The organism is Proteocatella sp. QWL-06 (genome assembly GCF_058684135.1).
Genome location: NZ_CM178755.1, coordinates 1,007,682 through 1,029,506 on the forward strand (window position 1 = coordinate 1,007,682; position 21,825 = coordinate 1,029,506).

Annotated in this window: 19 protein-coding genes; 15 read left to right on the forward strand and 4 right to left on the reverse strand. The window is 38.8% G+C overall.

Annotated elements, in window-relative coordinates:
• The first annotated feature begins 4 nt into the window (after positions 1-4).
• Both hutI and AC4PGZ_RS04865 read left to right on the forward strand, forming a co-directional pair.
• Positions 5-1,243 carry an imidazolonepropionase gene (gene hutI, locus AC4PGZ_RS04860; RefSeq protein WP_492159922.1) on the forward strand — a complete coding sequence of 413 codons (1,239 nt, stop codon included), beginning with the start codon at positions 5-7 and terminating at the stop codon, positions 1,241-1,243.
• Positions 1,244-1,266: 23 nt separating this feature from the next.
• Complete coding sequence (locus tag AC4PGZ_RS04865) at positions 1,267-1,887, forward strand: cyclodeaminase/cyclohydrolase family protein (protein WP_492159923.1); 621 nt, start codon at positions 1,267-1,269, stop codon at positions 1,885-1,887.
• 73 nt (positions 1,888-1,960) lie between these two features.
• Here AC4PGZ_RS04865 and AC4PGZ_RS04870 read toward each other — a convergent pair whose 3' ends face one another.
• Positions 1,961-2,266: a DUF2325 domain-containing protein gene (locus AC4PGZ_RS04870; RefSeq protein ID WP_492159924.1), complete on the reverse strand. Its 306-nt coding sequence runs from the start codon at positions 2,264-2,266 to the stop codon at positions 1,961-1,963.
• Positions 2,267-2,382: 116 nt separating this feature from the next.
• Positions 2,383-2,751 carry a helix-turn-helix transcriptional regulator gene (locus AC4PGZ_RS04875; RefSeq protein ID WP_492159925.1) on the reverse strand — a complete coding sequence of 123 codons (369 nt, stop codon included), beginning with the start codon at positions 2,749-2,751 and terminating at the stop codon, positions 2,383-2,385.
• A gap of 239 nt (positions 2,752-2,990) precedes the next feature.
• On the opposite strand from AC4PGZ_RS04875, the gene AC4PGZ_RS04880 reads away from it, so the two are divergent.
• On the forward strand, positions 2,991-7,787 hold the full coding sequence (locus AC4PGZ_RS04880) for an S-layer homology domain-containing protein (protein WP_492159926.1): 4,797 nt from the start codon (positions 2,991-2,993) through the stop codon (positions 7,785-7,787).
• Positions 7,788-7,858: 71 nt separating this feature from the next.
• On the opposite strand, the gene AC4PGZ_RS04885 is transcribed toward AC4PGZ_RS04880, so the two are convergent.
• Entirely contained in the window at positions 7,859-9,244 is a 1,386-nt protein-coding gene (locus AC4PGZ_RS04885; RefSeq protein WP_492159927.1) for an oxaloacetate decarboxylase subunit alpha, read from the reverse strand.
• Positions 9,245-9,553: 309 nt separating this feature from the next.
• Positions 9,554-10,258 (reverse strand): pseudouridine synthase, encoded by a 705-nt coding sequence (locus AC4PGZ_RS04890; RefSeq protein WP_492159928.1) that lies wholly within the window; start codon positions 10,256-10,258, stop codon positions 9,554-9,556.
• 224 nt (positions 10,259-10,482) lie between these two features.
• On the opposite strand from AC4PGZ_RS04890, the gene AC4PGZ_RS04895 reads away from it, so the two are divergent.
• From AC4PGZ_RS04895 to obgE, 12 genes are all read left to right on the forward strand, one after another.
• Positions 10,483-11,196 (forward strand): MBL fold metallo-hydrolase, encoded by a 714-nt coding sequence (locus AC4PGZ_RS04895; RefSeq protein WP_492159929.1) that lies wholly within the window; start codon positions 10,483-10,485, stop codon positions 11,194-11,196.
• A 51-nt stretch (positions 11,197-11,247) separates the two neighbouring features.
• Positions 11,248-13,365, forward strand: a complete 2,118-nt coding sequence (gene rnr / locus AC4PGZ_RS04900) for a ribonuclease R (protein WP_492159930.1) — start codon at positions 11,248-11,250, stop codon at positions 13,363-13,365.
• A gap of 83 nt (positions 13,366-13,448) precedes the next feature.
• Positions 13,449-14,648, forward strand: a complete 1,200-nt coding sequence (locus AC4PGZ_RS04905) for an FprA family A-type flavoprotein (RefSeq protein WP_492159931.1) — start codon at positions 13,449-13,451, stop codon at positions 14,646-14,648.
• A 1-nt stretch (position 14,649) separates the two neighbouring features.
• On the forward strand, positions 14,650-15,102 hold the full coding sequence (gene smpB / locus AC4PGZ_RS04910; protein WP_492159932.1) for an SsrA-binding protein SmpB: 453 nt from the start codon (positions 14,650-14,652) through the stop codon (positions 15,100-15,102).
• Between the two features lie 70 nt (positions 15,103-15,172).
• A complete protein-coding gene (locus tag AC4PGZ_RS04915) occupies positions 15,173-15,670 on the forward strand; it encodes an SEC-C metal-binding domain-containing protein (protein WP_492159933.1) in 498 nt (165 codons plus the stop codon).
• 57 nt (positions 15,671-15,727) lie between these two features.
• Positions 15,728-16,627: an epoxyqueuosine reductase gene (locus tag AC4PGZ_RS04920; RefSeq protein WP_492159934.1), complete on the forward strand. Its 900-nt coding sequence runs from the start codon at positions 15,728-15,730 to the stop codon at positions 16,625-16,627.
• The gene (gene nth, locus AC4PGZ_RS04925) at positions 16,624-17,271 is read left to right on the forward strand and encodes an endonuclease III (protein ID WP_492159935.1); all 648 of its coding nucleotides are present in this window, start codon (positions 16,624-16,626) and stop codon (positions 17,269-17,271) included. The genes AC4PGZ_RS04920 and nth overlap by 4 nt, the downstream gene beginning before the upstream one ends.
• Positions 17,258-18,583, forward strand: a complete 1,326-nt coding sequence (locus tag AC4PGZ_RS04930; protein ID WP_492159937.1) for a VanW family protein — start codon at positions 17,258-17,260, stop codon at positions 18,581-18,583. Before nth ends, AC4PGZ_RS04930 begins: the two co-directional genes overlap by 14 nt.
• A gap of 1 nt (position 18,584) precedes the next feature.
• The gene (gene cobU / locus AC4PGZ_RS04935; RefSeq protein ID WP_492159938.1) at positions 18,585-19,142 is read left to right on the forward strand and encodes a bifunctional adenosylcobinamide kinase/adenosylcobinamide-phosphate guanylyltransferase; all 558 of its coding nucleotides are present in this window, start codon (positions 18,585-18,587) and stop codon (positions 19,140-19,142) included.
• A gap of 24 nt (positions 19,143-19,166) precedes the next feature.
• A complete protein-coding gene (gene cobS, locus AC4PGZ_RS04940) occupies positions 19,167-19,952 on the forward strand; it encodes an adenosylcobinamide-GDP ribazoletransferase (protein WP_492159939.1) in 786 nt (261 codons plus the stop codon).
• Positions 19,934-20,512, forward strand: a complete 579-nt coding sequence (locus AC4PGZ_RS04945; protein WP_492159940.1) for a histidine phosphatase family protein — start codon at positions 19,934-19,936, stop codon at positions 20,510-20,512. Before cobS ends, AC4PGZ_RS04945 begins: the two co-directional genes overlap by 19 nt.
• A gap of 31 nt (positions 20,513-20,543) precedes the next feature.
• On the forward strand, positions 20,544-21,824 hold the full coding sequence (gene obgE, locus AC4PGZ_RS04950; RefSeq protein ID WP_492159941.1) for a GTPase ObgE: 1,281 nt from the start codon (positions 20,544-20,546) through the stop codon (positions 21,822-21,824).
• Position 21,825: the final 1 nt, after the last annotated feature.

Here is a 21,825-nt window from a genome sequence, read left to right on the forward strand (position 1 = left end):
AACGATGAAAAAACTGATTATAAAAAACGCTTCCGAGCTAGTTACATGCAGGGGCAAGGCTCCCAAAAAAGGCTCCGACATGTCGAACATAGGAATAATATACAATGGTTCAGTTGTGATAGAAGATGGAATCATCGTTGACGTGGATGAAGCCTCAAACATAAGCTCAAGGTATGATGAGTCAGAATATGAAGTTATTGATGCATCAGAAAAAGCAGTGCTTCCTGGCTTCATAGATTCACACACTCATCTCATATTTGGAGGCTACAGGGCAGATGAATTCTCTTGGAGGCTAAGAGGCGACACATACATGTCAATCATGGAAAGAGGCGGGGGCATAACGAGCTCAGTGAGAGCTACAAGAAGCACCGTGCTTGAAGAATTTGTCGAGACAGGCAGAAAAAGACTAGACAAGATGATGGCATTTGGAGTGACTACGGTCGAAGGGAAAAGCGGCTATGGCCTTGATGAAGAAACGGAAATAAGGCAGCTTGAGGCAATGAGGATTCTCAACGAGTCGCATCCTGTAGATATTGCAGCGACATTCCTTGGCCCTCACAGCGTACTTCCTGAATGGAAGGGAAAAGAAGACGAATTCATCGATTATATGATCGAAGTCATGAAGAAAGTCAGAGAAAGAAACCTGGCTGAGTTTGCAGACATATTCTGTGAAAAGAATGTCTTCAGCATTGAACAGTCAAGAAGATTCCTCAAGAGCGCAAAGGAAATGGGGCTGAAACTCAAGATTCATGCTGATGAGATAGTGAGGCTTGGCGGCGCAGAGCTGGCGGCAGAGCTGGGCGCAGTATCTGCGGACCACCTTCTTCAGGCTTCGGATGAAGGAATAAGGATGATGGCTGAAAATAATGTGGTTGCTACACTTCTTCCGGCTACGGCATTCTGTCTTAAAGAGGATTACGCAAGAGCCAGAGATATAATTGACAGCGGGTGCGCCGTTGCACTGGCAACTGATTTCAATCCGGGAAGCTGCTTTACAAACTCAGTTCCGCTTGTAATCGCACTTGCTGCTATACAGATGAGAATGTCTGTAGAAGAGATCATAACAGCACTTACGATAAACGCGGCTTCAGCGCTTTCAAGGCAGGACAGTATCGGAAGCATTGAAGCCGGCAAGAAGGCAGATATAATAATACTTGAATTTCCATCCATACACTTCCTGCCATATCATGCAGGCGTAAATATAGTGGAGACCGTAATAAAAAATGGAGTAGTCGTAAAATAATCAATTTCAAGGGAGATAATATCATGGACATGAAAAATATGACTGTAGAGGATTTTGCATCAAAAACAGCATCAAGCGAACCGGCACCTGGCGGAGGAAGCGTTGCGGCACTGGCTGGTGCACTTGCCGGAGCCCTGTCTGAAATGGTGGCAAGGCTTACAATCGGAAAAAAGGGATATGAGGACGTACAGGATGAAATGTCTGCTATGGCAGAAAAGGCACAGAGAATAAGACTGCAGCTTATCGATGACATTCAGAGAGATACCAACTCATTCAACAAATACATGCAGGCCCTTGGTATGCCAAAAGAAACAGAAGAGCAGAAAGAGATAAGAAGAAATGCTATGCAGGAAGGACTCAAGGAAGCCGCAATAGTACCATTTGAGGTTGCAAACACAGCATTTGGAATAATGGAGCTTGCTGAGCTGGCTGTTGATAAGGGAAACAGCAATGCAGTGTCAGATGGACTTGTAGCTGCCATGATGGCCAGAACAGCTGTGCTTTCAGCGCTTCTGAATACAAAGATAAATCTTGGTTCAATCAAGGATGAAGAGTTCGTAAGAGAATACTCAGGTAAAGTGAAAGATCTTGAACTTAAGGCAATCGAGTACGAAGGAAAGATATTGAGCAAATCAACTCTTTAAAAAATCGGATTAGAATAAAACAAAAAACAGAAACTCATCAGCAGTGTATTGCTGCCATTGAGCTTCTGTTTTTTTAATTGAGGCTGGGGCAGCTGCCATTTTTGCAGTGCTCAGATAGAAAATTGTGTAGGGCCGATGAACTGCTTGAATTTATACGGGCAACAGGGATTCCGCATTTTTTTGCTTCCATGACTGCACTGTTTACCATTTTATGTGAAACTGTATTTGTAAGCAGTATCATAAGATCAGGGGCACCTATCTTTTTCTTCAGTGTTCCATTTTCCTTTACAAGTATCTTGGCCTCGCAGCCATGACATTTGCATACATCGGCATATTTACACACCATACGTTCGTTTCCGCCTATGATAACTAATTTCATGAGATTCTCCTTGTAGTATGTAGCATCAGAAATAAGTTAGCGATAACTAACTTATGGATATTCTAACACTCTTTTGCAGGCTGTGTCAACAGTTTTTAATTCAGAAGCTTATGTAATCAGATTTTTTTCAGGTCCCAGTATGCATCGGTTATGGCCTTCATGAGTATATCCTTTTCATTATCGCTCAGCTCTTCGCATTTCATAAGGCTTATTATTTCATCAGCAGCTTTTTTTGCTCTTATCTGAGGAGTTTTTTTGTAATCAGCTTCATTTTTGAAGAGATCCTCATTTTCAGACATAAGAAAATCAACAGTTACATCAAAAATAGAAGCAATGTCAGCATAAATCTCTGTCTGCTTTGGATAGCACTTTCCAGTTTCATAATTGATTAGGGTTCTGGTTGTTATGTTCAGTTTTTCTGCCAGTTCTGTCTGAGTTATCCTGGCGCTTTTTCTAAGTTGCTTCAGTTTTCTTCCGAAAGACATTATTATGTATCCCCTGACGTTTATATTATAACTTTCGTAAAAATCATACATAATAAAAAGAGGAATGTCAATACAAAAAACACTATATTTCGAAAATTCTGTATCATAACAATATATATGAAAAAATAAAAATTATACAAATTGATGACAATTGTAGCAATATAATGACTTTTAAACGGTTTTATGTTACAATACCGAATATATAAGCATCTAATTTTTTTCAAGAAAGGAAATTTTTTATGAAGATATTTTTAAAGCGGAATCTGTCGGTCGTTCTGGCTTTGATGATGGTTTTCACTTCTGCAATGCCAGCTTTTTCGGCACCTGCAAGAGGCAAAGCTAAAAATGACATTTCTGGTCACTGGGCGGAAGGCGATCTTATGACCATGAAAGACAATGGAGTTATGGGAGGCTATCCGGATGGATCAATGAAGCCTGACCGTTACGTAACTATTGCAGAAACAGTAAAAATCATAAATAAGGCTTTTCAGATAGAAGGTGCTGGAGATGTGTATGCCATCCCTTATACAGATGTAAAGCCTCATGAATGGTATTCAAACGATATAGCGCTCGCTGTAGAAAATGGATATCTTCAGCCTGTAGCAACGGGAATGCAGTTAAGGCCTAATTCTCCTGCAACAAGAGAACAGATAGGAGCCATGTTTTCACAGATAATGGGGCTTCCTCTTGATTCGGTGGACTCTGTATCAGGGTACAAGGATTACTCCAAGATAACAGGCGGGTATCAGTACTATTTTGCTGCTGCCGTGAGTGAAGGCCTGTTCGTCGGATATCCGGACAACACCGTGAGGCCAAAGGCGACAGTTACAAGAGCCATAATGGCTGCTGTATCAAACAGGGCGATGTCAAGCTCATCTAATTCAGAGCTTCATCCTATATTTGTAGGACCTGGAGACCTTCTGGTTGAAAACGCGGGAGAAGTCATAAGCAACAGAATAGTTGACAACCTCTGGATAGCTCCGAGCGTAGGCGAAGGTGAAGTAACGCTTGAAAATGTAACAGTAAGAGGAAAACTCGTAATAAAGGGCGGAGGACCTAAATCCGTTATAATAAGGGGAGACTCAGATGTAGCCCTTGTATACATGGAAAAAGAGTCAGGAGACCTGAGACTAAGGGTTGAATCGCCTGCCATAGTTGGAAATGTCAACATAAATGCAGGCTCAAGAAATTATATTACAGGTCAAGTAGATTCGGTTATTCAGAACGTCAAAGGAAGCGAACTGAATGTAGAAGAAGCATTGATAAATACCATTCAGGTTAAAGGTGAAAGTTCAGATCTAAATGTAGATAAAAAATCAACTGTAAATTCAATAACTGTAAACAGAAAAGCAGCAGATGCATTTATGTCACTTGATGGAAAGATTTCATCTGTGGTTGTTTATGCTCCCTTTGTAAAAACAAGGGCATACGGAACAATAAACAGCGTACTTTTCACATCATCTGCTAAGGCCTGCGAATATATTGCAGAAAAGGGAAGCAAAACGTCTAATGTCAAATCTGATGCAGACAGAGTAGCGATAAGAGGCGATGGAATAGTTGAAAACGCGGTAATAACAGGTAATGACAACATAGTGGACACTGTACCGACAAGACTTGAGGTTGACAAAGACGCTCAGGGAACAACCTCAAACGGAAATAAAATACCTGGAGGATCAACTGGAAACACTACTCCGGGAGGAAATCTTGACAATGGTGGACTACCTGTGAATCCAAACCTGAAGGTTACAGGAATGGAAATAACAAAATATCCATCTGCAGAAAAACTTGTATATACAGTAGGGGATTCACTGGATCTAACTGGACTTGAAGTTTCAATACAGTATGATAATGGCTCTACAAGGAAGCTTGGATTATCGGAATTTAACTCAAATTCAATATCTATAAATCCAAACCCGGATGGAAACACCAAGGTACTTGCGAGCACAAAGACTGTAAAGATAACCCATGTACCAACTAAAAAGACTGCAACAGTAACGCTGACGGTCAATCCAATTCCAAAAGTTAAAGAGCTGATGATAACTGAATCTCCGAAAAAAGAGTATGTCAACGGAGATAATCTTGACCTGACCGGAATGAAGGTGCTTTTGAGATTTGACAATGAGACTACCAAGACTGTCACATTTGAAAAAACAAAAAATTCAGAGGGCAATGATTCCGATACATTCAGAGATATGGGAATTGAAACAGGAATTCCAAATGGAACACAACTGAATCTTAAGAGTCCTGGGGATAAAGAAGAGACAAAGGATGTTTCAGTATCATTCAGAAACCCAAATAACACAGTAATAAAGGCAGCTGACCCACTTGTGGTTAAAATAACTCCAGTGCCAAGGATAAGTGGAGTTTCAGCTAATGGATACAAATTCTCATATGTTTACGGAGATAAATTTGATTTCTCTAACATGGAAATCAGGCTCGTTAACAGTAACCCTGACAAACCTCAGATAGTCCTCAGATATATTCCGGCATTGGGAGATTTTGTAATAAAGAGCAGTGAATATACAAGCGACAGTCAGTATAAGGAAGCAGATTTATACAAACAGACGGCACCTAATGGGGATATCCTTAGAGAAGTAAAGATAACCCAGTCAATAGCAAAAAAAGACATTTCAGTACAGCATGGTGATGATGTAGGACTTGGCGATTCGGATAACAATAAGGTTCTTAAGATAACTCATCATGCAAAGGATGTTGCTCCTGCAAGCACTGAGGTTAATATGGCAATAAAACCTCCTTCTAAAGCCGTGAGCGCTACTGTTACTAATATGGGCGTTCAGTTTGATGAAGGAGATTCATCAAATCTTGCAGACTGGCTTATAACTGTATACCGAGACTCGGTCGTAAATCAGAATCCAAATGACGCACAGGCTTCTGACAGTGTAAAGGTTTTCTATGGAAAAAAGGCTACAGATTCGACTCCGAAATTATATGAATATACGGTTAAGAGCGACGATAATACCTGGAAGGAGTACAACTTCAAAGAAGGTGACTCATACAGAAACATGCAGATTATTGTCATGCAGAAAACATCCAGTGGAAGCACAGTGACCGGTCCGGACCTTGTGACCTCTCCTGAATATAAATGGCAGCCAAAGGATGTAGGCATAAAGATAATTCATGCGGAATCCGGGGTAAGGGTAGATTCAAATGGGAACCCGATACCGAGCAGCTACGACAATATCGAACTGGCTTATATTCCGATTGTAGTAAAACCTGAGAAAGGACTTGAAATATTACAGATTTCGAAAGACCCTACCTTTGATTATAATCTTGGAAAAACAAATATTTTCTATGTGGGCAAAACTCTGGATATTAATTCCCTGGAAATGCTCATTAAACCATATAATGGGATAACTCAGAACTACAGCTATGCGCAGCTTCTTGAATTAAAGAACGGCAGTGATGATATCTTGAAGACCGTAACTGTAACTCTTCTGAGAAGTGACGGAATAGAAGAATCCAATCCAAACAATATAACGCTACAGAAAATCCATGACGGAGCAAAGATAAAGATATCCGTAATTGAAAATAATCAGACAAGAATATTATATACTAACCCTTTGAGGGTGAGGACGATGATTTCGAAAGTCGACATATATTCTATAACGCCAAAGATAGGAGAAACTCCCAAGACAACCATAGCACCTACTCCAGACTGGTATCCTCAATTTGGAAGTGAGTTTATAAGCTGGATGGGAGACCTGGACAGTTCAGGCAAATTCAAAGCAGATACTCCTTATTATGCGCTTATCAAGCTTAGAGCAAAGCCTGGATATACATTCTTTGGAATTAATGTCTCTGATGTGAAAGTTGTTGATACTAATGGAACCTCAAAAGGACCAGTAGACGGCTCTTTTGAATTATCTGAAGATGCAGAAACAATAACCTTCAGAATATTATTCTCGGCAATGTCTCCAGAAGCTGCTGCGGGAATTCAAACTCTTGCTGCTCCATCGACTCAGCTTCTTACGTCTACTTCGGTAACTGGATCTACTGCTCAGGTAAGCACAGCTGATGAATTCTACAGTGCACTTGACAATAGCAACGTAGGAACAATTGAGGTGGTAGCCAATATAACTCTCACAAGATCAGTGACAACTACAAAAAATATCATTGTAAAAGATGGATACACATTGACTTATTATGTGGATGGTACTGTCAGTCAGAGAAATACTGGAATTTCAAATGAGAGAAACAAAGAAGCAAGGCAGTTCAGGATAACAAAAAATGCTACGCTTACAGTTGAAAATCAGGCAACTCTGAACAAGCTTGGCACAGGAGATATTACTGTAGACAACGGTGGAAAAGTTGTGGCATACGGTACTCTGAGCACTGCTGGCAAAAAGCTCATAGGTAAACAGGGAACGGCGCTCAAGACTTATGGTAATTCAGCGATTGTTATATCTGCAACTTCTGAAGGTCAGATAATGACTCTAAGTGGAAATGCCGATCTTATCCAGTCGATGACGCTTGACAAGAGCCTTGTAGTTGCAAACGGCGCACGACTTAATGTAAAGCAGGGCAAGACTCTGAGAGCAAACTCGGGCATATCTATTACTAACAGAGGAACCATGTATCTCGAAGACAGTGCTTCTATAGCGGGATCGGGTGAGTTTACTGGTACTGCTCCTGTAGGGAACAGCTTTGGCGGATTCCTCGGAGCTGACTCTGATGCGGTAAGATACGGATCAAAGAGCACGGCGCTTAATTACAGAAAGTACAATTCAAATATAAACATGTCTTTTACAGTACCGTACAAGACAAGGACGGTATATTTCAGTGGAGTGAATGTCAAAGCGGGAGACTTGAAGCCGGGAACATATACTCTTAGAGGAACTGATGGAATAAGCAGCGTGCCTATAGTAATAGGTGCACCTTCAGTAAAAACAGGGCTTTCAAGGGTAGGACTTGGTACGAATGGATATGTACTTCCTGCTACTCTCAGATCAGGAAATTATACGGTAAATGGTATAATTGGAGGTCTTAATGTTACGCTTGAGATAAACATAGCTTAACTGATAAAAATAAGAAATACGAGATAAGAAATTTAAAATCTCCGACCTGGAAATCCAGGCCGGAGATTTTTTTAAATTGGATGATTGAAATTGCTTTCTTCGTAGATGGTATTTTCTATTTTGTTGGTTATGGACCATCTGTTTTCAAGGAATTTACGTGCCACGTCAGGGAAGAGCGCATATGAAAGCACATCTTCTTCAGTGAGAGCAAGGCCGTTTATTTCCTTTTTGAACTGCATGTAGCTCTTGACGGAGGCATCTTCATAAACGTGATTCTTCAGAACTATGGTTTTGACTGATTCATCGATTGGCACTGGCGGATTTCCGTATCTTCCAAGTACATAATCCTTTATCTCATTGGGAACCATTTTATATCTTTCTTTGAGCATTACATTGAATACAGCCTGAGTTCCTACCATCTGGCTCATAGGAGTAACGAGCGGAGGATATCCGAGATCTTTTCTTATATTTGGAACTTCTTCAAGCACCTCGTTGAACCTGTCTGACATTCCCTGCTGTTTGAGTTGGAACATAAGATTTGAGAGCATTCCTCCTGGAACCTGATACACGAGAGTCTTGATATCAGTATCGAGCATTTTGAGATTGAAAATCTCTGATTCGATGTATTTTTCTCTGATTCCTGTAAAATAGTCAGCGATTTTGTTTAATTTATCAAAATTGAGATTTGTGTCATATCCTATATTTTTAAGTGAAGCTGCCATCGACTCGGTTGGGGGCTGCGAGGTACCTTTTGAAAATGGAGATATCGCAGTATCTATGCCATCTACTCCTGCTTCTACTGCCTTCATGTAGTTCATCTCTGCAAGGCCGGCAGTGCAGTGAGTATGTATGTGTACGCTTACCGTGAGGTTCTCCTTGAGTGCTTTTACAAGGTCGTAGGTGTCATTTGGCAAAAGTATGCCAGACATATCCTTTATGCATATGGAGTCAGCTCCCATTACTTCGAGTTTTTTAGCCAGGTCAACGTAATATTCTATTGTATGTACCGGGCTTGTTGTGTATACTATGGCAGCCTGAGCTATACCGCCGTATTTTTTAATCGAGTTTATGCTTGATATGAGATTGCTGTAGTCATTAAGAGCATCAAAAACTCTGATTATATCTATTCCGTTTTCGATTGCTTTTTTTATGAATATATCAACCACGTCATTGCTGTAGTGCTTGTAGCCGAGAAGGTTCTGTCCTCTTAAAAGCATCTGGAGTTTTGTGTTTTTAACATTTTTTCTTATCAGTCTGAGTCTTTCCCACGGATCTTCATCCAAATATCTAAGGCATGAATCAAATGTAGCACCTCCCCACATTTCGAGAGAGTAGTATCCTGCCTCGTCCAGCTCCTTGATTATTGGCATCATGTCTTCTGTTGAAAGACGAGTAGCCATTAAGGACTGGTGGCCATCCCTCAATACTGTTTCGGTAATATTTATCATTCTATTCATTATGAATCTCCTTCTTGTTATATTAGGTATATATATAAAATATCATAAAAATATAACAAAATAAATCCAAAAATGCATATTTGAATTAATAGATTTTCGGGTTGCAGTTATAAATAAAAAAATAACAATTAACTGCATTTTAACAATACATAATGTCAGAATAAAAAATATATAAAATAATGAAGTATCATTAAAAAACCCACCTGAGAGTGGGTTTTGGCAATCGCGTAATAATATGTCTGTAAAAATAGATAAAAATTACAAAAATACGTTGTTAAATTAATATCGGAATTTGAAGAAAGAAATGCTTCAATTTATTGATTTAAGGTATTTTATTTCTTCATCGGTCAGCTCGCGGGTCTTGCCTGAGCCTAGATTACCAAGCGTTAGATCTCCGATTGATATCCTTCTGAGATATGTCACTTCGAGGTTCTGTGAAGAAAACATCTTTCTCACCTGTCTGTTTTTTCCCTCTCCGATTGTAATATAGCATTCATTGTCAGAGCCTTTTTTCAGTTTTATTTCGCACTTCCTTGTTATATATCCGCCAATGTCTACTCCGTTAACTATGTTTTGTATCTGTTCTCTGGTGAATGGCCTGTCTGTTCTCACGAAGTAAGTCTTCTTTATATTATGGCTTGGATGAGTCAGTTTTTTTGTGATTTCGCCATCGTTGGTCATCAGTATAAGACCTTCTGTATCATAATCAAGGCGTCCGATTGGATAAAGCCTCATGTTGTAGTTATCTTTGATAAGGTCTACCACTGTTTTTCTGTTTCTGTCATCGCTTACTGATGAAAGATATTTCGCTGGTTTGTTAAGCATTATATAGATTTTCTTTTCCTGCACCGAAATAATGCTGCCCATGTATTCAACCGTATCACTTTCGTTAACGTCTGTCCCAAGTTCTGTGACTGTTTCTCCGTTTATCTTGATTTCGCCATTTTTTATAAGTTCATCCGCTTTTCTTCTTGATGTAATTCCGGATTCTGCAATATATTTGTTCAGTCTCATAAAGTATCCTCATTTTTCATAATTTACATTTGTTTTAAAGAAAATTATATCATAACTCTTTTTGGATTACTATATAATATCATTATTCATAATTTGCTTTTAGAATGCAGAATTTTACGGTATAATTAATACAACGGATTAACGGTCTTTATTGAGTCTGTTCAACTTTAGTGTGCACAGCGCAGTAATCCTCTTTAAATAAATTTTACTGGGAGGTTATATATATGATTAGAATTAAATACTTGTTTCACAGTGGATTTCTGATTGAAACTGAAAAATACATTCTGGTTTTTGATTATTTCGAAGACAACTGCAAGAAAAAGAGCGCTTCAGACTGCGGAAGGCTTCAGCCGGAAGATTTTCCTGAAGACAAGACTGTGATTTTCTTTGTTTCTCATGCTCATTATGATCATTTTGACAAGGAGATATTCAAGCTCCACAGTAATGCTAAATATGTTATATCGAGTGATCTGAAGATTGCAAAAAGCGACAACATAACAAGGTGCGCCCCTTATCAGGAGTTTGAAGTTGAAGGTATACCTGTGAAGACATTTGGTTCAACTGATGAAGGGCTCAGCTATCTTCTTGAAGTTGACGGAAAAAAAATATTCCATGCGGGGGATCTTAACTGGTGGCACTGGGAAGGCGAAACTGATCAGGAAAAGGAAGCTGCGCAAAAAATGTTCTTCAAGGAAATTGATATTTTAAAAGGCAGTGAGATAGATATAGCTTTTTTCCCTGTTGATCCAAGACTTGAGGACGCATATTATTATGGAGGGAAATATTTTATAGAAGAGGTATGTCCAAAAGTATTCATACCTATGCATTTCCAGGATTGTTACTATATAACGAGAAAGTTCAGAGCTGTAATGGAGAATGTACAGAACAGTACAAGAGTAATCGAAATAGAAAAAAGAGGCCAGGAGCTTGATGTATAGGATTTAATTAATTATTGTGCAGGCATATAAAAGGTGCTGCATGGAGGTAATATGAGAAAAAACGTTTCTGAAAGAATTTTAGAGTTGATGAGCGAAGATGCATACAAAAATCTTACGTTCAAAGAACTCAGTGCGATATTTGCCTCTGACAAGTCTGATGAGGAGAAACTTTCGAAGATACTTGATGATTTAACCGAATCTGGCGACATCCTTAAAACAAAAAAAGGGAAGTATGGTCTTACTACAAGAAACGGATATGTCAAAGGCAAGATAAGGATAAATCCAAAGGGATTTGGCTTTGTTATACAGGAGGAAGATGATATATATATTTCCGGGTCCAATATGATGACTGCTATGGATGGAGACGTAGTTATGGCAAAAATCACTGAGGCAGGAGATGGCAAGAGCAGTACTGAAGGAGAAGTTGTAAAAATACTCCAGAGGAATACTGACATTGTTGTCGGAACTTTTGTAGACAATAAAAACTTCGGATTTGTAATTCCTACTGACAGCAGGCAGCAATATGATGTATTCATACCTGGGAACAGCATGAATGATGCGAAGGACAAGGATATAGTCGTATGCAAGCTGATTTCGTATCCTGCAAAGAACAAAAAACCTGAAGGAAAGATTATCGAAATACTTGGCAAAAAGAACGATCTTTCTGTTGAAATCGACGCAGAGCTGATACAGAAGAAGATACGAACTGAATTTACTAAAAAAGTCATTAGCTATGCAAAATCGCTTGAAAGTGATGTTAATGAGTTGGAGCTGAAAAAGAGAAAAGACTTCAGGAGTTCGCTGATCTTCACTATAGATGGCGAGGACGCAAAAGACCTTGATGATGCTATCTCGATATCGAAGCTTGAAAATGGAAATTATATTCTGGGAGTTCACATTGCTGATGTAAGTCACTATGTAAGGGAGAATTCTCCTGTAGACAAGGAAGCTCTGCTTCGAGGCACATCCATATATTTTGCAGACAGAGTTGTTCCTATGCTTCCTGAAAAGATATCGAATGATCTATGCTCTCTCAATCCTCACGAAGACAAGCTGACAGTCTCATGCATAATGCAGATAAACCAGAAGGGAAAAGTCGTAGAGTATGAGATTGCAAACAGCGTAATACAGTCTTCCTACAGGCTGACATACAATCAGGTAACAGATTTTCTGGAGGGAAATCCCGAAGAACAGATAACCAAATATTCGGACCCTGCGCTTGAGGATGCACTCAGAATATCTCACGAACTGTCAATGATACTCGAAGCCAACAAGAGGAAAAGAGGATATATCGATTTTGATCTTCCAGAGTCAAGGTTTGTGATTGAAGGCAATAAGGTTGTTGATGTTAGAAAACGCGAAATGGGAACTGCAAACAAGATTATTGAAGAATTCATGATTGCAGCCAATGAGCTAGTGTCTGAAGTTTTCTGTGTACAGGAGATTCCTTTCCTTTACAGAGTCCATGAAAATCCGGATGAGGAAAAAATATCAAATATATTCAAGTTCCTTAAAAATATGAATATAAATGTCAAGACGAGAAGAGACGGTGAGGTTCATTCATCGGATATACAGAAAATCCTTGATGAGACAAAGGAGCTTGAGCAGAGCACGGTCATATCATATGCACTTCTGAGGTCTCTAAAAAAAGCAAGATATTCTGCAGAGAGTATAGGTCATTTTGGTCTTGCAGCCAAATACTATTCTCACTTCACTTCACCTATAAGGCGTTATCCTGATCTTCAGATCCACAGAATAATCAAGGAAAGCCTTTCTGGAGCTTTGGATGAAAAAAGAATCCGACATTATGAAAATATTATTGATGATGTGGCTGAACATACTTCTGAGATGGAAATACAGGCCATGGACGTTGAAAGAAGCATAGACGACCTTCTGAAATGTCATTATATGAAAAATCATATTGGAGACGAATTTGAAGGCATAATTGTAAGTGTTACCAACTTTGGAATGTTTGTAATGCTGGATAATACGGTAGAAGGTCTTGTAAGATTCTCGGATATAAACACTGATTACTTTATTTTCGATGAAGCAAACTACTGCGCAAGAGGCGAGCGAAGCGGAAAGGTATATCACGTAGGAGATTCTGTGAATGCCAAAGTAGAAAGCATAGATTTTGCATTCAAGGAAGTCAGGCTTTCTCTTATATAATCTGAATTGAGATCAGCATATAGATTATAAATAATATATAAAGAGGGACAAATAAAAAATAAATTAACTTGGAGGTCTTTAAAATGAATACATTATCTGTTAAGGTTACGGAAGACATATATTACATTGGGGTCAATGACAGGGAGACGCATCTGTTTGAGAACATGTGGCCTCTGGACAATGGAGTAACCTATAACTCATACTTGATAAAAGACGAAAAAAGCGTGCTTATGGACACCGTGAAAATAAACAAGGTTGACCTGTTCATTGAAAAAATGGAAGAAGCTCTTGGTGGAACTCATCTGGACTATCTTGTAATTCACCATATGGAGCCGGATCACTCAAGCTCGATCAGGACCATTCTAGGCCTTTATCCGGACGTTAAAATTGTTGGAAATAAAAAAACAAAAGAGATGCTGAAGGAGTTTTACGGCATAGAAGATCAAAATATGATTGAAGTTAAGGAGGGCGACGAGCTCTGCATCGGAAAAAGAACCCTTAAGTTTTTCATGACTCCTATGGTTCATTGGCCAGAGTCAATGGTAAGCTATGAGAAATGTGACAAGATTCTATTTTCGCAGGATGCATTCGGAGGATTTGGTGCACTTAACGGACCTATTTTTGACGATGAGATCAACTGGAAATACTATGAATCAGAGACAAGAAGATATTATTCAAACATCATAGGAAAACACTCAAAGCAGGTGCAGGGAGTTCTAAAGAAGCTTTCTGATCTTGAGATCAATATGATATGCCCGGTACACGGTCCTGTATGGAGGACTAACCCGGCCAAAATAGTTGAAGAATACACCAAATGGGCTAATTATCAGACTGAAGAAGGTGTAGTAATAGTATACGGGTCAATGTATGGAAATACGGCAACAATGGCTGAGACAGTAGCAAGGCAGCTTGCGGAGGAAGGAATAAAGAACATCAAGATATATGATGTATCCAAGACTCATGCTTCCTATATCATTAATGATATCTGGAGATACAAGGGCCTGATACTTGCCAGCTGTTCATATAATAATGGACTTTTCCCGGCTATGGCAAACCTCGTAAAAGTCATTGAAATGAACAATATCCAGAATCATATACTTGGAATATGCGGATCATACAGCTGGAGCGGTGGAGGCGTGAAAACTCTTAAACAGTTTGCAGAATGCAGTCAGTATGATGTAATAGAGCATATGGTTGAAGCCAAGTGCTCACCTAAGAAGGAAGATCTTGACAGTCTTTCGATCATAGCTAAAGAAATGGCAAAAAAATTAAGAGGAGAATAATGTGTCTGATATAAAAATAGTTGCTCAGAATAAAAAAGCCAGATTCAATTATGAAATACTGGAGACATATGAAGCGGGCATAGAACTTAAAGGAACTGAAGTTAAATCGGTAAGGATGTCGAAGATAAATATTTCTGACGGCTATGTGTCGATAGACAACTCGGAAGCGTATCTGAAACAGGTCCACATAAGCCCTTATGAACAGGGAAACATATTCAATGTCGATCCTCTGAGAGTAAGGAAATTGCTGCTTCACAAGTCCGAAATAAACAAGCTCATCGGAGAAACGACTCTGAAAGGCTACACAATCATTCCGCTGAAAGTGTATCTTAAGAGGGGAAAGGTGAAGGTGGAAATCGGTCTTGCGAGAGGTAAGAAGCTTTATGACAAGAGAGAGTCTCTGGCAAAGAAAGACGCCGACAGAAGGATGCAGAGAGAACTTAAAAATTATTAGTTACTATTTACAAGGATGAAGCTTTTTGCTATAATACAAAAGTTAATAAAACTGAAAGGAAACATATATTATGTCTTTATACAGCAAATGGGATAAGATGGCTTATCAAATTGATAATCAGTCAGAATATGAGAAATTCTGGGGGGATTATCTTCCAAAGGAAGCTAAGTTTTATGAATATCTTCTGGAAAATAACACTGAAACACTTAAAAGTACAGTAAAAGGGATTGCAGATCAGTTTGAAGTGGATTCTCTGACAGTAATAGGGTTCCTCGATGGAATAAATACATCTCTGGCAACAGAGATAGACATGGAGACTCTTGAAGAGGATACATCTGTAGAATTAGAAATTGATTTTGAAAAGCTCTATTTCAACATGCTTTCTGCAAAAGCAGACTGGCTGTATGAAATGAGTCAGTGGGAGAATATACTCACATCAGAGAAGAGACAGCAGATAAGAAAAGAGTATAACAAGACAAGAACTGTCGTAAACGAAAACAAAATCGGCAGAAATGACGCATGCCCTTGTGGAAGCGGAAAAAAATATAAAAAATGCTGTGGTAAATAAGTGTTTGGAAACCTTTGAGAATATTCTTCTCAAAGGTTTTTTTAAAAGGTGGAATTTATGAATGATATACTTAAGAAATATGATGATATAGATTACAGGATAATGGATATAGAATCCTGCAGAGAATCATATGATGAATTCCTTAAGAGACTCAAAGGAAAAAGGGCTCTGGGGAAAGGCAATGAATATGAGATTGAAGGAGAAGGTCTGGATGAAATTTCAAATAAGTACGGATTTTACCCGAGAACTGCAATCGTACTTTTTGTACCATTCATGACTGAAGAGAAAGCAAGAGTTTCAGAAGGTGCAAATCTTTCATCGCACGCATTTTCAAGAGATTATCATATGATAGTAAAGAAGATTATGAATGAGATAGTCGACGATATAAAAGCAGAGCATCACGAAGCCGGATTTTTAATACAGTGTGATAACGGACCTCTGAATGAGAGATTCTTTGCTTATGCATCAGGCCTTGGGAAAACAGGGATGAACTCAATGATTATAAATGATATATTCGGGAGCTATGGTTTTATCGGACTCATAATTACGGACATATCCTCAAAGGAGCATATCACAGCATCTTTGCAATGTATCAAATGTGACAGGTGTATCAGGCAATGCCCGTCAGGGGCGATATCTTCGGATGGAGTTGATTTCAGTAGGTGCATATCATATCTCACTCAGAAGAAAACCATTAACAGTTTTGAAGAAACTCTCCTGAAAAAACAGAATAAGGTATTTGGGTGCGATGTTTGTCAGGATGTATGTCCTGAAAATAAAAATAAAAAATATTCAAATATAGAAGATTTTAGCAGGGATTTATTGTATAATATAGAATTAGGAGAAATATACGGTATTAGCAATCGTGAGTTCAGAAGAAAATTTTCTGACAGGAATTTTTCATGGAAGGGTAAGAATATAATCGTCAGGAATATAATGACAGGCAGGGATAAATGAACAGACATACAAGAATAATAAATACCATATGTGAAATGTATCCGGAGGCTGAGTGTGAACTCAATCATAAAACTCCATTTCAGCTGCTCATCGCCACAATGCTCAGTGCTCAGACAACTGATGCCAGAGTCAATATAGTGACTGAAGAGCTGTTCAGAAATTATGGTGAAGCAGACAAAATGGCAGCGATTGAACCGGAAACACTGAGAAACATAATAAGAAGCATAGGCTTTTATAATTCCAAGGCAGACAATATCATAAAGACTTCGAATATACTCGTTGAAAAATATGATTCGCAGGTACCAGATAATATGGAGGACCTCGTCGAGCTGCCCGGGGTAGGGCGAAAAACAGCTAATGTTGTGCTTAGCAATGCTTTTGGAATACCAGCTTTTGCTGTGGATACTCATGTAAAGAGGGTTACTTACAGGCTTGGACTTACAAAGAATACAGATCCCGACCTTGTTGAAAGGGATATAACATCAAAGATACCCAAATACTTGTATACCAGAGCGCATCATGCGATAATTTTTCATGGAAGAAGGATGTGCAAGGCACAGAAGCCTGAATGTGAAAGATGCAGGCTGACTTCAGACTGTAATTATTTTAAAAATAAAGGGGTAAATAATATTGTTAAAAAGTAAATTTCTAAGAATAGCACTAGTATTAATAGGTGCAATGCTTATGTCGGGCGGATTTGTAATACATTCTTACAATACCTCTGTGTCAGATGACCGGATTCTGAACAGCATCTATATTAATGGCTTTGATGTTGGCGGACTGAATAAGGATGAAGCCCGAGACGCCATAAGACAGAATAACAGCTTTAAAAACCTCAATCTAGTGTATGAAGGCTCAGATCACGTCTACAGCCTGGCGGAGCTTGGATGTGAATTCGATATAGACCAGGCGATAAATCAGGCACTCCAGGTTGGAAGGAGCGAAGATTTCATAAAAAACATTTCCGATTATGTTGGCCTTAAATTTCTGGATGACAGCAGGACTTTTGAAGTAAAACCTCAAATCCCTCAGGATATAGAAGACAGGATATATGAGGACATAAAATCAAAAATCGAGAGAAAGCCTGAGAATGCTTCTATAAGCATCGGAAGCTCAATCGACGTCAAAAAAGGCGAAGAAGGAGTGAAAATAAACCGAGACGAGTTCAGGAAGGCGATATATGATTCAATAAAGCCAAATATAGATGTGACTGTAAAAGTTCCAATTGAAAGCGTCACTCCTGAAATTACAAGTGAAGAGCTTTCGCGTATAGACGGCATAATAGGAAGCTACAGGACTAATTTCTCTCCTAACATTGAAGGCAGAAATGAGAATATAAGGCTCGCAGCTCAGTACATGAACAACTATCTGCTCATGCCGGGAGAAGTTTTCTCTTACAATAAAGTCACGAGGCTTAAAACTGTTTCCAACGGCTACAAGAACGCAACTGTCATAGTAAACGGTGAAATAGAAGAAGGTCTTGGCGGGGGCGTATGCCAGGTTTCATCAACTCTGTACAACAGCGTGCTCTATTCTGGACTGGAGATTGTTCAGAGAAGGCCGCATTCAATACCATCAAGCTATGTAAATTATGGAAGAGATGCAGTAGTAAGTGACAATGCGATTGATTTCAAATTCAAAAACAACTATGATTTTCCTGTATACCTTAAAACGTATGTCGGAAGTTCAAGTGTAACTGTTACCATATATGGAAACACTGGAAGTGTTCCGGAGATAGACATAATATCTAATGTGGTATCTGTAAAGCCAAGAGCAGTAAAATATATAGATGATCCTGATCTTGAAAAAGGGAAAGAAGTCGTAAAAACAAAAGGCAGAGACGAAATCCGCTCGGAGACATATGTCGTTATAAACGGAGTCAAAAAGCTGGTGTCAAAAGACAGATATCCGAGCCAGACAAAAGTCATAATGAGAGGCACAAAAGAAGAGGTGTAATTTGGGAAATATCATTTTTATAACTGGGGGTGCAAGGTCGGGTAAGAGCACTTTTGCTGAAAAATACTGCAGAGACAAGGGAACGGATCTTGGGTATATTGCAACCGCTGAAATACTTGACAATGAGATGAAAGACCGGGTTGATAAGCACAGGGATCAGCGAGGAACCTCCTGGACTACGTATGAAAAAAGTCTTCAAATAGAGAAATACGCAGGAGAAATACTTGATGCTCACGATTATGTTCTGCTCGACTGCATAACTATGTATATAAGCAATATAATGTTCAGCAGGGACCTTGACTATGAAGCTATATCAATGGATGAGGTAAATGTCGTTGAGAAAGAGATAAGCACATCAATTGAAGATATTCTTAAGAATGCGCGAGGTGCAAAAGGGAATCTGGTTATTGTAAGCAATGAAATCGGACTCGGGATAGTTCCTGACAACAGGCTTTCAAGGATTTACAGAGATTATGTAGGGAGAGCGAATCAGCTATGTGCATCTTATGCTGATGAGGTATATCTTGTAGTAAGCTCAATTCCGGTGAAGATAAAGTAAATATGTGATAGTAAAGGATAAAAAATGTCAGAATATGTTAATCGTTTTTTTAGTTCACTGGTATTTATGACGAGGATACCAGTGAAAATTCCGTTTGAATATAAAGCGAAGTCTCAGAATATAGCCTTCTTTCCGTTGGTCGGCTTAATTGCAGGTTTGTTGATCGTTGCAGTAGCATATCTTTCGAGCCTTGTATTCCCTGCGGATGTATCGTCTATAATCACAGTGCTCGCTCTTGTAGTTATAACAGGAGGGCTGCATCTGGACGGTCTTTCCGACAGCTTCGATGGGCTTTTGAGCTACAGGGATAAGGAAAAGATAATACTGATAATGAAGGACTCCAGAATTGGGGCAATGGGTCTTCTTGCTGTAGTATTTGTGATAATGTTCAAAGTGGCTTTTGTTGAGATGGCAATAGATTCAGAAAATATTTTACTTATTCTTTCGCTTCCGGTAGCTGGAAGAATGGCAATCGTGATGGCCTGTTATAAGGGCAGGAGCATGAATAAGTCAATAATGGGAGAACCTTTCATTGGTAAATTGAGCAAAAGCAATTATTATGGTATAATATTATTTTATGGGGCAATGATGTCATTGCTTATGTACTTTTTTTATGGAATCATATATTCGATATCATTTATATTTGCCTTATTAATGCTTCATTTCATAGTGATTGCTCTGAAGGAATTTTCATATAATAAGATTGACGGAATCTCAGGAGATATACTGGGAGCGATTTGTGAAATATCTGAAACTCTCTATATACCACTATTTTATACTGGAGTGTTTATATGCAATCAGTTTATTTAATAAGACATGCAAAAACAAGGGCAAACAAAGAGGGACGACTTTGTGGAAAAACAGAGAGTGAACTTCTTGAAAATGAATATGAAATAAGAAAAATCTTAATGTCAAAAATAATCGCTCTGACTGATCCTGCAGTCATAAGCTCACCAAGAAAAAGAGCCTATATTACAGCTAAATCTCTCGGATACGAAGTATTAACTGAAGAGGGATTGAGTGAATTTGATTTTGGGAATTTTGAAGGAATGACTCACAGCGAGATAATGAAGGAATATCCGGATTTATTCAGCCAGATGTATGCTGACACTGAAAATTTCAGATATCCTGGAGGAGAAGATAAAAAGACATTCTTTTCCAGAGTTTCAGAAACGTACGAAAAAATAAGGGAAAGATGCCGCAATAATGATGAAATTGTAGTCGTGTCACATGCTGGAGTGATACAGGCTCTTATCTCATATATTTTAACAGGTGCTGACAGCTTATATTGGAATTTCATTATAAATAACTGCACCGTAATAAAGATTTATTATTGCGAAGGTACACCAGTAATAGAATATATAAAATAGTTATTTTGATTTTAAGTTAGGAGAATAAATAATGTTTATTGATAAAGCCCATATACATTTAAAGGCAGGCAACGGGGGCAATGGTTCTGTAGCTTTCAGAAGAGAGATATATGTACCTGCAGGTGGACCCAATGGAGGAGACGGAGGACATGGTGGAAACATCATACTAGTAGTTGATACCAATATGAGAACTCTTATGGATTTTAAATATAAGAGAAAATATACTGCGGAAAATGGTGGCAATGGAAAAGGTTCCAACATGCATGGAAAAAACGGTGAGGATCTTGTACTCAAAGTTCCTGCTGGAACAGTAGTAAGAGATGAAAAGACAAATCTTGTAATAGCCGATCTTTCAAAAGAAGGGGACACATATGTCGTAGCAAGAGGCGGCGGAGGCGGAAAGGGAAATACTCATTTCAAGAACGCAATAAGACAGGCTCCGGCATTTGCAAAAGCAGGGAGAGAAGGTCAGGAAAAAAATGTGGTACTGGAGCTCAAAATGATTGCTGATGTAGGGCTTCTTGGATTCCCTAACGTCGGAAAATCAACATTCCTGTCTATAGTTACAAAAGCAAACCCTAAAATAGCCAATTATCACTTTACAACGCTTTTTCCAAACCTTGGAGTTGCAAATCTGAAGAGTGGAGAGAGTTTTGTAATCGCAGACATCCCCGGTCTTATAGAAGGGGCGAGCGAGGGTACCGGTCTGGGGCATGACTTCCTGAGACACGTAGAGAGAACAAAAGTTCTCATCCACCTGGTTGATATTTCAGGAATAGAAGGAAGAGATCCACTGGATGACTTCAGAAAGATAAACAGTGAGATAGAAAAATTCAATCCAAAACTTGCGAAAAAACCGCAGATAGTTGCAGCAAACAAGATAGATCTTCTTGAAGACCAGGAAGTGCTTGATAATTTCATTCATACACTGGAAAGAGAAGGATACGAAGTAATACCAATGTCTACTGCTACCAATCAGGGAGTGCAGGAGGTTCTCAGCAAAGCATACGAAATCCTCAAAAAGGCTGAAGAAACAGAGATATTCGATGAAGACGAGTATTATGTTGAACATGTAGCAGACGAAACAGAGATTGATAAAATAGAAATAAGAATAGAAGATGGTGTGTATATGGTTGAAGGAACAGCACTTGAAAAGCTTCTATACTCAGTTCATTTTGAAGATATGGAATCCATAAGATATTTCCAGAAAATGCTTGAAAAATACAGGATTTTTGACAGATTGAGAGCAATGGGAATAGAAGATGGAGATACTGTTAAGATTTACGATTTAGAATTCGATTTTTTTGAGTAGG